This is a genomic window from Pantoea sp. MBD-2R (assembly GCF_039134845.1).
Classification (GTDB): Bacteria; Pseudomonadota; Gammaproteobacteria; order Enterobacterales; family Enterobacteriaceae; genus Erwinia.
This window is the reverse complement of sequence record NZ_CP152417.1, coordinates 3585177-3600836: the sequence shown is the minus strand read 5'-3', so window position 1 is coordinate 3600836 and position 15660 is coordinate 3585177. Positions and strand designations below refer to the sequence as shown.

Sequence of the window (15660 nt, the reverse complement as noted above, 5' to 3'; positions counted from 1 at the left end):
AAAAAAGCCCTGTACGATGACAGGGCTCAATAAGGATAGCTAACTTATAAAATACGGCTGATAAGCCTGTCGATACGGATGCGACGCAGGCGGCGAATCAGTTTTCTCACTTTAACCGGGTAATCAGCAATACTTTCCAGATCGCGGAAGTGCTGGACTACCGTGGTATGCTCACGGATCAGAGCCAGCTCTTTTTCTCGCTGTGCGGCTAATTGCTGAAGGGGATCGTGGATCAGCACGGCATTTTCTAAATCAAGACGCCAGGCGCGCGGGTTCAGGTTATTTCCGGTAATCAGCATCCATTCATCATCCACCCACATACCTTTCAGGTGATAGCTGTTTTCCCTGTCTTTCCATAATCTCACCGTCAGTTGCCCACTGGTGACATAATATTGCAGGCGACTGAGAAAACGCCTCAAATTAATTTCATACAGATAGGGCAGAGCCCCGATGATTTTGAAGGGTTGATCTTGCGGAATATAGAAGTCATTCGCGGTTTTATCCCCCACGATGATTTCAACGTCTTTGCCCTGTCGCAGCAGCCAGATAATATTACGAACCAGAATAGCCGGCAGATTAAAATAGGGTGTGCAGAGCGTCAGCTTTTGCTCGGCACAGGGCATCAGGTGATAAATAGTTTTATTTAGCAGGCTGCGCTTGCCGAGGCCAACCAGCGGCGTCACCGCCAGCTCTTCGTTATTGGCGTCGCCGACAAATTCATAATCGAAGCCACGCAGCTCCTGACGGAACTGGCGGGTTTCGTTTTTAATCTCCGGGCTTTTTGGGCGTTCATGCTGATCGAGACGGTGGACGGCCTCAGCCTGAATCAGATTGGTATCGATCCAGTTCATAAAGGTATCGGCCAGCGTCGGATTGGTAATCAGCTGGTAGCGATCATAGCGATATTTGTCATGCTGATGCAGATAAACATCATTCAGGCTGGCACCGGTATAGAGGACGGTATCGTCAATAACCGAGCCTTTAAGATGTAAAACGCCCAGTGCCTCGCGTGTGTTAACCGGCACGCCATAGACGTGAATAGCGAGATCGGGATAGCGATCGGCCATTTCGCAATACCAGTCGGCGTTGGTCACGCCTTTCGCTGCGCCAATACGACCACGCTGAGCACGGTGCCAGTCGACAAGGATTCTAATATCCAGCTCGGGCCGGATGCGTCTCGCTTCATAAAGCGCGGACAGGATGCTGCGTCCACCATCATCATTTTCAAGATAAAGTGCCACAATGCAGATGCGCCGCGTGGCAGCCGCTATTTTTTCCAGCAGCGTTTGTCGAAAATCTGCGGGCGAATACAGCGTGGTGAAATCAGCAACCGACTGAGACAGTTTTGGCAGTTGCGCAAGGTGCTGTTGGTGTTTATTACGTTTGAATTTAGACAGCATCACAGTGCGTTTCTTCTCTGTTCATAGAATGGCCTTTCGCCATAAAATCATCACCATAACCGCTAATGTTACCATTACTTAGCGTTGAGGTGGGCAGTTTTACGTTTCCAGACATTAACCGCTTGTACCCAGCCTGAGGGAAAGGCCTACGATACCGTCTTCCAGCTGTACATCAACCGCGAAGCCCAGTTTGCGTGCCAGGGTAATCATGCCGCGGTTTCCCGGCATAGTAATGCCGTTGAGCTGCTGTAACCCGTGTTGGCGGGTATAGCTAATCATCTTTTCGAGGAGTCGCCGGCCGAGGCCAAGTCCTTTAAGATCGGAGCGCACCAGCACCGAAAATTCGGCATCAATATTGTCAGCATCCGAAACGGCGCGCGTTACGCCAATAATCTCATCGGCACCGTTGTGCTGGCGTATAGCCACAATAGCCATTTCTCGATCGTAGTCGATTTGCGTCATGTTAGCCAAATCATCATGCGTAAACTCGTTGATCTCACTGAAGTAGCGATAGTAGAGATCCTCCTTCGTCACCTGGGCAATAAACTGCTGCAACAGGGGTTCGTCTTCCGGAAGAATCGGTCGAAACAGGCAATGTTGACCGTTCTTTAATTCAATACTTTCTTCCAGCATGTGGGGATAGGGGCGAATAGCCAGACGGCTTTCCGCATCGCCGCTGAATGGTGCCAGTTGCATAGTCACATCCAGCAGCGAAAACTCGGTTCCGGCGGCCAGCAGGGGATGAATATCCAGCCGTTGTACCTCCGGGCAGTCGATAACCAGCGTTGAAACCTGCACCAGCACGTTGCTCAGCGCCGTGATATCCAACGGGCGAAGCGCGCTGCGGCCACGAATTTTGCCGCTTTTGATTGCCTGAATAACCAGATAGCGCGCCAGCGTCATATTGAGTGGCGGCAGCGCCACAACCGCCTGCTTATCGGCCTGCCATTCAATGCCGCCTTCTCCCAACATAATCATCGGTCCAAAAACGGGATCGTGCTCCATCACGACTCTTAACTCCTGTGCACCGGCGCGGTTAGCCATGCTTTGAACCAGCAGACCATCAATTCGGGCCTGAGGCCAGGCCTGCCTGACACGATCTATAATCGCCTCTGCGGCCTGTTGCACTTCGCTGGCGGTGCGAAGGTAGAGCATTACGCCCTGAACGTCAGACTTGTGCGGAATGTCCGGGGAACGCAGCTTAAGCGCTACCGGATAACCAATCTGTTCGGCGATATGCACGGCCTCTACGCTGTCGCTGGCGATCCATGTCGGCAGCGTATTTAGCCCGTAAGCCCGTAAGATATCCTGTACTTCGTGAGTATCGAGCGTAGTACTGCCAGCATGCAGCGCTTGCTGAATAAGCTGATGGGCTTCAGTTGTGTTATTTATTAAATCGGCTGGCAGGGCGGGCGTTTCGCGCAGCTGCTTCTGGTTACGGCGATATTCCACGCTATGCATAAAAGCCGTTATTGTGCCTTCGGGGGTGCGATAAGTGGGAAGACCGGCATCGCTAAAATGCCTGCGGGCATCAAGTGATGAAAACTCACCACACCAGTTGGTCAGCAAGGTAATTTGTTTACCGCGTGGATGGGAAGCGATGAGTTCAATCAGGCGCTGGGCAGTTAACGTTGCCGGCGCAACGGCGCTTGGCGCATGAATGATCATCAACGCATCAAGATCCCGACTGTCGAGCAGGCGTGATACCGTAAGTAAATAACGTTCGACGGTCGCATCATCTTTTAAATCCAGCGGATTACCGGCAGTAATTTCATCTGGCAGAAGGTTTTGCAAATCTGCCAGCAGGTTCTCGCTCGGTACAGCCAGCTTGCCATTGCGAGCCTCGAGCGCATCCAGCGCCAGCGCGGCTGGCGCCGCACCGTTACTCACTATCATCAGTCGCTCGCCACGCAGCGGCCGCATATGATTCAGCGTTTCCACTGCCGAAAACAGCTCGTGGGTATCCTGCACCCGCAGCAGGCCAGCACGCTGGATAGCGGCATCCCAGGCCGCATCCGATCCGCCCTGAGTTTTCAACAGCCGCTGTGCCTGCTGACTGCGGCCGCTTTTGATGATAAGAATCGGTTTATTTCTGGCAGCGCTGCGTGCGGCAGAAACAAAGCGCCGGGCGTCGCTCAGATGTTCAAGGTAGAGCAAGATGGCGCTGGTTTTGCCATCGCGCGCAAGGAAATCGAGCAGGTCATCGGCATCAGTGTCCAAACTGTCACCCAGCGCGATAAACCAGGAGAAGCCCAGCTGGCGCTGTTGTGCCCAGTCGAGGATCGTATTCGAGACGGCGGCAGACTGTGAGACAAACGCCAGCTTGCCTTTCGCGATGGGTACCGGAGAAAAGCTGGCGTTCAACCCTTGCCAGGGCGCGAGCAGGCCCAAACTGTTTGGCCCGAGCAAACGGATTTGCCATTCGCTGGCACACTGTTTCAACACGTCATGCTGGCTGGCGGGCGAGGAGAGAATGATGCAGGCTCTACAGCCCCGTTCGCCCAGCGCGCGCAGCAGTGCCAGGTTGTGACGGCTATGAGTGCAGATGATGGCAAGATCGGGTGAAAAAGGCAGGCTGGCAATATCAGGCCATGCCAACACGCCGCACACCGCTTTATATTTAGGGGTGACAGGCAAAACCGGCCCGTTGAATCCCCCCGCCAGCAGATTGCGCATCATCAGATGACCTGCACGTTCAGGACGTACTGAAGCGCCAATCACCGCAATCGATTTAGGACGTAGCAGCGCCTCCAGTCCTCGTTGACTCATCTTAAGCTCCCGATACGAAAAGTTATCTTTGATTCTAAACGTATCTTCAGCTCAACGCTGCGGCACAGTCGATATTATCGGCAGTGCCGTGATGCCTGGCCCGGCGTTTTATTCAACCTGCTGATGCAGGGGATGGTGAGGCTTACCGGCCAGATAGCGCTGGCGAAACAGGTCAAAATGCTGGAAGAGCGCGTTCCCGGCGGCAACATCTCCAGCCTGTAACAGCAGCTCGGCGGCGACTTCGGCCGTACAGTGTTGACCTTCAGCGTGAGCCTCTCGCAGCTGATAATTTGAGGGTTTGGTGAGCGTCAGTGACATCACCGGCAGCTTATCCAGCCAGGGGCTCTTGCGAAACATTTTCCGCGCTTCCGTCCAGGTACCATCCAGCATAATAAAAAGCGGCGGCTTACCGCTCAGCGGCGGCGCGTTAACAACAGGGCGGTCCGCATCGGCATAGGATTCCGGGAACACCACCAGCGGCTGGACGTCAGGATGACTGACTGCCGCCAGCAGAGCCGGTTCCGGCTCGGTTCGTGACCAGCCAAAGGCCTGAGTATCCGGCAGGATATCGGCAATCAGGCGGCCGGTGTTGCTGGGTTTCATGGGTTCTGAATCAAACATGACCAGGCAGAAACGGCTGCGTGCTTCAACGGGTTGTAGCGTGGCGCACAGGCAATTTTTCTGGGGTAAAAGGCAGCGCTGGCAGCGAGCAATTCGATTGCCACGGGCGAGAAAAGGACGGGTCGCTCGCGCAAGGCGCTCGGCGCGCAGACGAAGAACAGCGTTTTCAGTCATGAATAATAATCTGGGGAAAACGCTATTCTGGCAGAATCCGGCAAAAAACAGTAGTGGTCAGTCAGCACTGACCACCGGAGTTTTAGATATTTTCGTTCAGCCATTCATTAAAGGGCGCTTTCGGCATTGCGCCGCTAAGGATGTCCACCGTCTGGCCCTGTTTAAAGACCATAATAGTGGGAATACTGCGAATGCGGAAACGGGCACTCAGCTCAGGTTCTGCTTCGGTATTGACCTTAAGGAAGCGAACTTTACCGCTGCGCTCGCTGGCCACATCTTTATAAACTGGCGCGAAGTTGACGCACGGGCCGCACCATGGCGCCCAGAAATCAATAACAACCGGCAGATCGTCCTGCAAGTATTTATCGAGCGTCGCGGCGGTGGCATTGACCACTTCGCCGTTGAACAGCTCGCTGCCGCAGCGGCCGCATTTCGCACCGTCAGCCATACGTTCTGGCGGAACGCGGTTAGTCGCCTGGCATGAAGCACAAACCGTATTCATTGGGACACCTCAGTAATAATAGGGGGTAAGTATTTACTTACCGCATTCCTGGATAAAGTAGCGATAATTATGGTTGTCCTTGCGGCTGGCAACAAAGAGATTTGTCCAATGGGTACGATAGGTAACAGCGCATCTGAAAGCATTGGCTGATACGCCGTACCACATCACGTTGTAAACGATGGTTTTACAACCGCAAGCGTACGGGCATCGCGATGAAAAATACCCATTGCGTGCTTTTATTGGAAGTTGATAGCTAAGCGCAGCCACATCAGGTAATCTGCGCGCTTCGCGCTCAGCCAGGTGGAGGGAAAATGAACGACGAATTTAAAGGTAAAAGCGGTAAAGTCAAAGTGATGTATGTCCGCGGTGATGACGAGAGTGACAAGCGCGGGGCTAATCCCCGTACCGGTAAGGGTGGACCTCGTCAGGATGGCAGTCGTCGTCCTTCACGTAATGCAGACAGCAAGCCGCGTGGCGGGCGCGATCGCGACGTAGTGAGCGATTCACCATGGCGTACGGTCTCACGCGCGCCGTCTGCAACCGATGATAACAAGCCAGATCATGGCGGTATCAGCGGGAAAAGTTATGTCGATCCGGAGCAAATCCGTCGTCAGCGTAATGAAGAAACGCGCGTCTATGGCGAGAACGCCTGTCAGGCACTGTTCCAGAGCCGTCCGGACTGCATTGTGCGCGCCTGGTTTATCCAGAGCGTCACGCCGCGCTTCCGCGAAGCGCTGAAATGGATGGCGGCCAACCGTAAAGCTTATCACGTGGTAGACGAGGCCGAACTGGCTAAAGCTTCCGGGACTGAGCATCACGGTGGCGTTTGCTTCCTGATCAAAAAACGCGTCGGTATGCCGGTTGGTGAGTGGCTGTCAAAAGCGGCTCAGAAAGACTGCGTGCTGGCGCTGGAAGATATTGGTAATCCTCACAACCTGGGCGGCATCATGCGCAGCTGTGCGCATTTCGGTGCGAAAGGCGTGCTGGTACAGGATGCTTCCCTGCTGGAGTCTGGCGCAGCAGTGCGTACGGCGGAAGGCGGTGCCGAACACGTCCAGGCGATCAGCGGCGAGAGCTTCGCTTCCGGTCTGGATGCGTTCCGCAAAGCGGGTTACACCATTGTCACAACGTCCAGTCACCAGGGAACGCCACTGGCGCAGGCAGCATTGCCGGCTAAAATGGTGCTGGTGTTGGGTCAGGAGCGTGAAGGTCTGTCCGACAGCACGCTGGAGCAGGGAGATATGAGCGTCTCCATCGGCGGTACGGGAAATGTTGAAAGTCTTAACGTTTCCGTTGCAACCGGCATTCTGCTTGCAGAATGGTGGCGTCAAAACGCCTAAGCCATTGCAAAACAAAACGGGCCTCGTGGCCCGTTTTTTTATGGCTAAAATCAGTGTGCGCCACCACCACCACCGCCTGCGCCAAACGGCGGACGGGCAAACCAGACCAGGATCAGCAGGAAGAGAAATACCCCGGCCGAGGCCCAGAAGATCTCGTTGGCAGAGATAATCAGCCCCTGATTAGTAATCTGCTGCGCAATCCAGCCGGAAGCCTGATCGTGAGTCATTCCCATCTGTTCCAGCTTGCTGTACATCTCCTGCGAATTGAAGTTGTAAGCGTTCACTGACTCAGTAAGATGGCTGTGGTGTAGTGCTTCCCGATCGGTCCACAGAGTGGTGGTAATCGACGTGCCGATTGAACCTGCCAGCGTTCGCGTAAAGTTTGACAGGCTCGACGCGGCGGCCAGACGCTCAGGCGGCAGGCCCGACAGCGTAATCGTGGTGAGCGGCATAAAGAAGCAGGCCACGGCAAAACCCTGAATAAACTGCGGCCAGGCCGACGCGCCAAAATCCATGCCGGGCTCAAACGTATACGCACGCCAGTAGAAACAGACCGCGTACATAATAAAGCTGAACGTTACCAGCCTGCGCATATCAAGCTTATGTGCAAAACGACCGATTATCGGCGAGAGGATGACCGGCAAAATCCCTACCGGCGCGGAAGCCAGCCCTGCCCAGGTCGCCGTATAACCATACACTTCCTGCAACAGCTGCGGCAGCAACACGATGGAGCCGAAGTAGAGCATATAAGCGAGGCTGATCGACAGGCAGCCGATCGTAAAGTTTCTCGACTTAAACAGCGACAGATCGATAATCGGATGTTCGTCGGTCAACTCCCATACCAGCAGCACCAACAGCGCTATCACGGCGACAATCGTCAGGGTCAAAATCTCCGGCGAGCTGAACCAGTCCAGCTCCTTACCGCGATCCAGCATCATTTGCAGACAGCCGATGCCCACCACCAGCAACACCAGCCCGACGGTATCAATAGGGCGAATGGCCGTTGCCGTCTCGCGGTTGCGCAGCGTCTTCAGCGTTAGCATAACGACTGCGGCACCGATAGGAACGTTGATAAAGAAGATCCAGCCCCAGTGATAGTTATCGCTAATCCAGCCGCCCAGAATCGGGCCGCAAATCGGCGCAACGATCACCGTCATCGCCCAAAGGGACAGGGCAATGCTGCGTTTTGCAGGAGGATAGTTACTGAGCAGCAGGCTTTGTGACAGCGGGATTAGCGGGCCGGCAACCAGCCCCTGAATCACGCGGAAGAAAATCAGCATGCCCAAACTGTTGGAGATCCCACACAGCCATGATGCCACCGCAAAAGCTGCCGTTGACCACAGGAACAGTTTCACCTCGCCGACGCGCTTAGCCAGCCAGCCGGTGATCGGAATCGAAATGGCGTTAGCGACGCCAAACGAGGTGATGACCCAGGTTCCCTGAGAGTTGGACGCGCCCAGATTTCCCGCGATGGTTGGGATCGCTACGTTAGCGATAGTCGAATCCAGCACCTGCATAAACGTCGCCAGCGACAGCGCGATGGTCATCAGAACCAGTGGGGTTCCTTCAAGCGGTTGTCGTGCCATAGCAGCCTCCCGCTTTCTTAGCCCGCATTGGCATGAATAATATCGGCAATCAGCTGGTTAACCGGAGCTAAATCCAGCGCCAGCGCATTACTTTCATAGGCGGGTGTTGACCGTACGCTGGTGGCGAGTACGCCGCCCTCAATATTATCCGTATCGACGCTAACCAGCGTGGAAAGACCAATGCGCAGAGGATGCTTCGCTACTTCCTGCGGATCCAGTTCAATACGTACCGGCAGGCGCTGCACGACTTTGATCCAGTTTCCCGTGGCATTCTGTGCGGGGAGCAGGGAGAACGCGCTGCCTGTGCCCATATCCAGACCGACGACCTTGCCGTGATAAACCACGTCGTCGCCGTAAATATCGCTGATGACGGTAGCGGGCTGACCAATACGCACTTTCGCCAGCTGGGTTTCTTTAAAGTTAGCGTCTACCCACAGGTTGTCGGCCGGAACGATGGCCAGCAACGGTGTGGAAGTCGAAATTTGTGACCCGACCTGAACGCTGCGACGCGAAACGTAGCCATTGATAGGGCTGACCACATCGGTACGCTGTAACGCCAGCCAGGCGTCGCGCAATTCGGCGGCACTCTGTTTGACCGCAGGCTGATTTTCCAGCGAGGTATTCAGGATCATCGCCTGGTTAGCATTGTATTGCTGGACGGCGACATCGAGCTGGGCCTGAGCGGTAGCAACAGCATCACGAGCATGCTGGAGATCTTCACGACCAATCAGGTTCGCCGCGCCTAGCGGTTCACGACGTTTCAGATCGGCCTGAGCCTGCACCAGCGCCGTTTTTTGCAGCTCAATGGTCGCCTGATACTGTTTGCCATTGATAATGAGCTGATGAGTCTGACGCACGCTGGTGGCCAGTGCGGTTTGCGCCTTTTCAAAGGCCTGCTCAGCATCGGTTTTATCCAGCGTAACCAGCACATCCCCTTTTTTGACGTAGTCCGTGTCATCAAACGCGACTTTGTTGACGCTGCCAGATACCTGCGCCATCACCTGCACCTGGTTGCCTGCAACATAAGCATCATCGGTTTCCTGGTAATGACGCAACACAAGGAACCAGTAAACCAGCCAGGCAACCCCAATCACTACGAACAACACGGCTAATAAAAGTAACGCACCTTTGCGTTTATTCTTTTTATTCGCTGGCTGCGGCTGTTGCATCTCCGCATTTGCACTCATGGTTTTCTCCACGTTTTCCATGGCAATCCGGCTGTTTGCACGGATCTAAAATGCCAGCAGTGAGCTGGCATAAGTTAATAAGCGGACTAAAATAGCGGTTACTGGCAGGCAGGGTGTCGCACAATATGCTATTACAGAAATTTTTAGCGAGAAAGGGCGGTTGCAGCCTCTTCTTCGTCCATCTTATCAAGACGATTCAAAAGCTTGCGGGTGATCCCTTCCAGCTGGCTTTTTTCTGAAAGGCTCAGGGCAGACCACAGCAGCTGCAAAGACTGATGCTGAGGCGGCAGCAGCTGGCGCAGGAACTCGTTGCCTTTTTCAGTCAGGTGTAAATGCAGACAGCGACGATCGTTATCGCTTTCACGGCGCTCAATCCAGCCACGTTTTTCCAGCTCGTCGGCGATGCGGGTTGCATTCGTGCGGGATGAACCCAGCGCGGAACTCAGCTCGGAAGGTTGAATACTGTGATTTTCCTGCGCATCCAGCGTGATTAATGCCATGAATAACGTCTCGTTAATCCCCTGAGCCTTGAGCATTTTGTTGCGGTTTTCCAGCAGCTTGCTCTGCATGTGCATGCACAGCCGCGTCAGCATGATTTCCTGTAGTGGGAAGTCTTTCTGACGATTAGCGCGAAAATTTAGCATCTGTTCAATGGGGGTAAACGAACTTTCCATCTGGGGGAACCTCATTAGTTGCAACTGGTATTGTAACGACGGCGATAGTAAAGGGTCATTCCTGCCGGTGCGAGCACGCTCGCAAAACCGGGAACACCATCAGTAATTTCCAGGTCACTCCATAACCCAGGGCGATGTGCAGCATTGAAAAGGATGCTGCAGGTTTTTAACCTGTAAAGCCCGAACGCTGAGGCCAGGCCAAAGCCGACAAAAGCCGGAAATTTTTATCAGCCTGCGAGAGTGAAGCACGGAAATGTTAAATGATGCCCGCGACCCGCACGCTGCATAACAAGGCTTACTAATTTGGTACAGTTCAAAATTTAATAGTTTCGCGAGAAAAAATAACACATATGAATAAGTGCATTGCTAACCATACCAGACTGTGTAAACGCTTAACAGGCCGCTGGCGCTGAAATTTACGCAATCTGATGCCGTCAGGCTAAGGAGTGTGCGCCTCAAAGCGCGATCCCCGCCACCAGCTCAACAGATTAAGCACGGTGATGAAAGCGCCTGCTGCGCAAACGCCATACCAGCCCGCATGTTGAAATGCTGTTGCCGAAATGAGTGAACCGGCTGCGCCACCAACAAAGTAACTGGTCATATAACCGGCAGTCAGGCGGTTACGGGCTTCGGGCATTGAACGATAAATTACGCTCTGATTAGTAATATGAACACCCTGTACGGCCAGATCCAGCAGGATAATGCCAATGATTAGCGCAATCAGCGAATGGCTCCCCAGCGCGGTAATCCCCCAGGAAACCAGCATGATAATCAGGCCGGCGGTGGTGGTTAAACGGGCTTTGCCTTTGTCCGCCAGTGAGCCAGCCTGACGCGCCGCCAGCGCGCCAGCTGCCCCAACCAGACCCAGCAGACCGATTTCACCCTCTGAATAACCATAAGGTTCCGATGCCAGCAGAAAGGCCATTGAGGTCCAGAGGATGCTGAAATTCGCAAAGGCCAGGCAGCCGGTTACGGCACGACTGCGTAATATTGGGGTGGTCGAATAGAGGCTGAAGATGGAACGTAGCAGCTGACCATAGTTAAGCTTTACTGATTGCTGATAGCGAGGCAGATAACGCCACAGTGCCAGCGCCATCATTACCATCAACACACTGGCGACCCAGTAAACGGTGCGCCAGCCGCCAAGCTGCGCCAGACCACCTGCAACGGTACGGGCCAGCAGGATCCCCAGCAGCAGGCCGCTCATTACCGTGCCGACAACTTTGCCGCGCTTTTCCGGTGCGGCCAGCGTGGCCGCCAGCGGCACTAAAAGCTGTGCCACAACGGAAAAAAGGCCGGTTAAAGCGGTACCGAGCAGCATAAGCGGCAGCGTCGGTGAAAGAGCCGTGATCACCATGCCACCCGCAGCCAGTAAGCTCATCACGACAATCAGCCCGCGTCGCTCGAGCATATCGCCAAGCGGCACCAGCAGCAGCAAGCCTGCGGCATAACCCAGCTGCGCTGTCGTCACGATAAAACCGGCCTGATTGACCGAGAGTGCAAAGGTTCTGGCAACGGTTTCAAGCAGAGGCTGAACATAATAATTACAGGCGACAGAGAGACCGGTTGCTAACGACATCAGGGCAACAAGGGCAGGGCTAAGTCCGGGCTGAGGGGATTTCATTTTATTCGTCAGGGTTGTTAAAAGACTGTTAGACGAATAGTAACCTAAAAAATTATTTCACTCACAGGATAATTAACAAAGCTTACCAGTGACATAAAGGGCATCGCTGCCCTTTATCGTGTCAGTAAATTAGTGGGCGGCAGCCAGCGCATCCTTGATCCAGCCGTCAAATACCGCCTGATGCGCGTTAATCCAGCCATCGACGTGAGCATTAATATCCGCTTCGCTGGACTGTCCCTGATGCATACGAGAATTCTGGGCATTAATGTCCGCAATCGGTAATTTCATCTCGGAAAACAGTTTCGCGGCCGCAGGGTTTTTCTCCGTCCAGGCTTTGTTCGCCACAATGTGCATGGTATTTACCGGGAAGCCATAGTTAGCGCCGTTCGGCAGTTTGGTCTCCATCTCTTTCTGCGCGCCCGGCATCGCAGAGAAAGGCACCTGTAACCATACAACATCGCGGCCCGGCACCAGCACGTCACTTACCCAGTACGGGGTCCAGGTGTAATAAAGGATGGGTTTACCTTCTTTAAAGCGCGTAAGGGTATCGGCGATCATGGCCGAGTAGTTACCCTGGTTATGTTCAACCGTATTGCTCAGGCCATAGGCCTGGATCTGATGGTTGATCACCGCTTCACATCCCCAGCCTGGCGTACAGCCGGTCAAATCTGCTTTGCCGTCATTGTTGCTGTCGAACAGCCTGGCCAGCTTGGGATCTTTCAGCTGGTCGATACGGGTGATGTGATATTTCTCAGCGGTTTTTTTATCGATAAGGTAGCCCTGAGCGGCGCCCTGAACATACGTGCCCTGACGGAAAAACTTCGCGTCGCCCCCTGCGGCTTTATACATATCATCATGCAGCGGCTGCCAGTTTACCGCAGTAAACGTACCGTCGCCGGAAGCCAGCGAGGTATAGCCGACGTTGTAGTCCACTTCGCTGGGGTCATCGACGGTATAGCCGAGTTTCTCCAGTGCGCGGCTGACCAGCAGCGTCTGAAAGGTTTCTTCCGTAATCGTGCTTTGCACCGGTTTAACGGTAATACCTTTCCCCGGCAGCTCCGCGGCATAAACGTGCGTGACGGAGAGCGTAGTGAATGCGGCGGCTAACAATGCTGTCTTACGCATAGTGAGATCCTTTTTTTATTTTGAGGGAAGGAGCGGGTGGCGAGCATCGCACGCCACCTGAAATGAGAATGAATTATTTACGGAAGGGACGGGTAAACAGCCCTAAAGGTCCGGTTGCATACCAGCGACGAGCGCCACGGCTGCGGCTGTCGCGGCCCATGGACTGAGTCAGGCGGTCAAGGATGATAGCGAGGATCACGATACCTACGCCACCCACCGTCGCCAGCCCCATATCCAGGCGGCCAATGCCTCGCAGAACCATCTGCCCCAGTCCGCCCACGGCGATCATCGAGGCAATTACCACCATCGACAGCGCCAGCATTAAAGTCTGGTTTACGCCAGCCATAATGGTGGGCATCGCCAGTGGCAGCTGCACTTTGAACAGCATCTGGCGCGGATTGGCACCGAACGACTCGGCAGCCTCTGTTAAATCGGCCGGAACCTGTTTGATGCCCAGAATGGTCAGACGGACAACCGGCGGCAGCGCAAAGATAATTGTGACGACTACGCCAGGCACGTTGCCGATACCAAACAGCATAACGACAGGTACCAGGTAGACAAAGGCGGGCGTGGTTTGCATCGCGTCCAGCATCGGGCGAATGATTTTGGCGGCTTTTTCACTGCGTGCAAGCCAGATCCCCAGCGGAAGCCCAATAACAATACAGAACAGCAGGGCGGTGAGCACCAGCGCCAGCGTCACCATCGCCTGAGACCAGGCACCGATAGCACCGATGACGATCAGGGAAATCAGCGTGGCGATGCCCATGGCCGGGGTGGCAATCTGCCACGCAATAAGCGCAAACAGCACAATCGCGACCGGCGCGGGCAATCCCATTAGCAGATGCTGGAAGGTGCTAAGAATGTAATCCACCGGGATGCGAATCCCCTGGAAAACGGGGCGGAAATGGGAAACGATCCAGTCGATCCCGCTGGTAATCCAGCTGTCCAGTGGGATCAGCGTTTTATGAAAAGGATCGAGGAGGCTGAAGTGTTCTGTCTGCGGCGCGGGTGCGCTGTTCAGCCAGTCACTGCCGCTGGCGGCGACATCGTGGCTGCCTGTGGGGGCTCCCCACGCGTCGGCCGTTCCTGTATTCGCTGCGGTACTGGCGGGCGCAGCATCGGCGGGTGCTGAAGACGCTGCCGCCCAGGGATCGCTACTGGCCGGTGTGGTGGTCGCTGCCTGCGTAGCATCAGCGGCAGACGTATTGCCGGCGTCGGCGGTCTGCCATGGATTGCGGGTATCACTCATTGCGCTGCGCCCTCACGATCTAATGCCTGTAGCAACATGCCCTTGGAAATAATGCCGACGTACTGATTATCTTCGCCGATAATCGGCACCGCGCAGGGAGCCTGCGCGACATGCGACAGCAGTTCGTTGAGCGTGGTCTCAGCAGGCATCGCGGCGGGAGAAGGCAAAATTGCCTGATCCAGCCCCACCCCTGCCACCAGCGCGGCCTTCAGCGAATCGGTGGAAACAACGCCAACAAACCGTTGTTTTTCCAGCACGTAACCATATTCGCGGTCGGCATCCTGTAGCAGCTTGATGGCTGAACGGGGGCCAAAACCCGGCGCTTTACGGATCAGCGAACCGGCAGCGCGGCGGGCAATATCTTTCGCGCTGAAGACATGACTGATATCAACACCGCGGAAGAAGGTTTTCACGTAGTCATTGGCCGGATTATTCAGGATCTCATCCGGTGTGCCGACCTGCACCACTTCGCCGCCCTGCATAATGGCAATCCGATCGCCAATACGCATTGCCTCATCCAGATCGTGAGAAATAAAGACAATGGTGCGCTGGTGGCGTGATTGCAGCTTCACCAGCTCATCCTGCATCTCGGTACGAATAAGCGGATCAAGTGCTGAAAAGGCTTCGTCCATCAACAATATATCCGGGTTTATCGCCAGCGCGCGGGCTAATCCAACGCGCTGACGCATACCGCCAGATAATTCATCGGGATAAGCATGAGCGTAATTATCCAGCCCTACCTGACGTAAGGCTTCTAACGCTTTTTCCTGTCGTTCCTGAAGGGGGATGCCTGCTAATTCCATGCCGAAGGCGGCATTATTTAATACCGTCATATGTGGCATTAATGCGAACGACTGAAATACCATGCTGATTTTATTTCGGCGGACTTCGCGTAATTCACTGTCAGATATTTTGGCAATATCGACGCCGTCAATAATTACCTGTCCGCGGGTAGGTTCTATCAGACGATTGAGAAGGCGAACCATAGTGGACTTACCGGAACCGGAGAGCCCCATGATCACGAATATCTCGCCTTCTTCAATGGCCAGACTGGCATCTTTAACGCCAAGAGAGAGTCCTGTTTTCGCCAGCAGCGCTTCTTTGCTGATTCCTTTTTCAATGTGCTTAAAGGCACGATCGGGATTTTCCCCAAAAACTTTATATAAATTTTTGACTTCTAGTTTAATAGCCATGCACGAAGTAATTTCCTGGTTAGCGGTTAATTATCTTATATTTCTGGTTTGTCCTGGTCGAATATTAGCGGTCTATACCCTCGCACACTTAGGAATCTGAGGCAACCCTGAGTAAAGCTATTTGAGTTGTAAAGAGAGACACGCATCTCTGAAAATGCCAGAGAGGGTAAGGGATGGCGGGGAATTGTGGTGGGCTAAAAAAAAGGAATATTTTGT

12 protein-coding genes are annotated in these 15660 nt (G+C 54.2%); 1 reads left to right on the top strand and 11 read right to left on the bottom strand.

Annotated features, from left to right (window positions below):
* Positions 1-44: 44 nt before the first annotated feature.
* The 4 genes from pssA to trxC form a co-directional block, all read right to left on the bottom strand.
* Entirely contained in the window at positions 45-1400 is a 1356-nt protein-coding gene (gene pssA / locus AAGQ96_RS16500; protein ID WP_147200664.1) for a CDP-diacylglycerol--serine O-phosphatidyltransferase, read from the bottom strand.
* 114 nt (positions 1401-1514) lie between these two features.
* On the bottom strand, positions 1515-4169 hold the full coding sequence (locus AAGQ96_RS16495) for a bifunctional acetate--CoA ligase family protein/GNAT family N-acetyltransferase (protein ID WP_342754080.1): 2655 nt from the start codon (positions 4167-4169) through the stop codon (positions 1515-1517).
* A gap of 108 nt (positions 4170-4277) precedes the next feature.
* The gene (locus tag AAGQ96_RS16490) at positions 4278-4964 is read right to left on the bottom strand and encodes a tRNA-uridine aminocarboxypropyltransferase (RefSeq protein WP_147199453.1); all 687 of its coding nucleotides are present in this window, start codon (positions 4962-4964) and stop codon (positions 4278-4280) included.
* 82 nt (positions 4965-5046) lie between these two features.
* Positions 5047-5466, bottom strand: a complete 420-nt coding sequence (gene trxC, locus AAGQ96_RS16485; protein ID WP_147199450.1) for a thioredoxin TrxC — start codon at positions 5464-5466, stop codon at positions 5047-5049.
* 311 nt (positions 5467-5777) lie between these two features.
* On the opposite strand from trxC, the gene AAGQ96_RS16480 reads away from it, so the two are divergent.
* A complete protein-coding gene (locus tag AAGQ96_RS16480) occupies positions 5778-6806 on the top strand; it encodes a tRNA/rRNA methyltransferase (RefSeq protein WP_342754079.1) in 1029 nt (342 codons plus the stop codon).
* Positions 6807-6856: 50 nt separating this feature from the next.
* On the opposite strand, the gene emrB is transcribed toward AAGQ96_RS16480, so the two are convergent.
* The 7 genes from emrB to proV form a co-directional block, all read right to left on the bottom strand.
* Positions 6857-8392 (bottom strand): multidrug efflux MFS transporter permease subunit EmrB, encoded by a 1536-nt coding sequence (gene emrB, locus AAGQ96_RS16475; protein WP_147199444.1) that lies wholly within the window; start codon positions 8390-8392, stop codon positions 6857-6859.
* A 17-nt stretch (positions 8393-8409) separates the two neighbouring features.
* Positions 8410-9579 carry a multidrug efflux MFS transporter periplasmic adaptor subunit EmrA gene (emrA, locus tag AAGQ96_RS16470; RefSeq protein WP_342754078.1) on the bottom strand — a complete coding sequence of 390 codons (1170 nt, stop codon included), beginning with the start codon at positions 9577-9579 and terminating at the stop codon, positions 8410-8412.
* Positions 9580-9722: 143 nt separating this feature from the next.
* Positions 9723-10253, bottom strand: coding sequence for a transcriptional repressor MprA (gene mprA, locus AAGQ96_RS16465; protein WP_147199440.1), 531 nt, complete (start codon positions 10251-10253; stop codon positions 9723-9725).
* A gap of 439 nt (positions 10254-10692) precedes the next feature.
* Positions 10693-11877: an MFS transporter gene (locus tag AAGQ96_RS16460; protein ID WP_342754077.1), complete on the bottom strand. Its 1185-nt coding sequence runs from the start codon at positions 11875-11877 to the stop codon at positions 10693-10695.
* A gap of 129 nt (positions 11878-12006) precedes the next feature.
* Positions 12007-13002, bottom strand: coding sequence for a glycine betaine/L-proline ABC transporter substrate-binding protein ProX (proX, locus tag AAGQ96_RS16455; RefSeq protein ID WP_147199436.1), 996 nt, complete (start codon positions 13000-13002; stop codon positions 12007-12009).
* A 73-nt stretch (positions 13003-13075) separates the two neighbouring features.
* Entirely contained in the window at positions 13076-14251 is a 1176-nt protein-coding gene (gene proW, locus AAGQ96_RS16450; protein WP_147199434.1) for a glycine betaine/L-proline ABC transporter permease ProW, read from the bottom strand.
* Positions 14248-15444, bottom strand: a complete 1197-nt coding sequence (gene proV / locus AAGQ96_RS16445) for a glycine betaine/L-proline ABC transporter ATP-binding protein ProV (protein ID WP_342754076.1) — start codon at positions 15442-15444, stop codon at positions 14248-14250. Before proV ends, proW begins: the two co-directional genes overlap by 4 nt.
* Between the last annotated feature and the right edge of the window lie 216 nt (positions 15445-15660).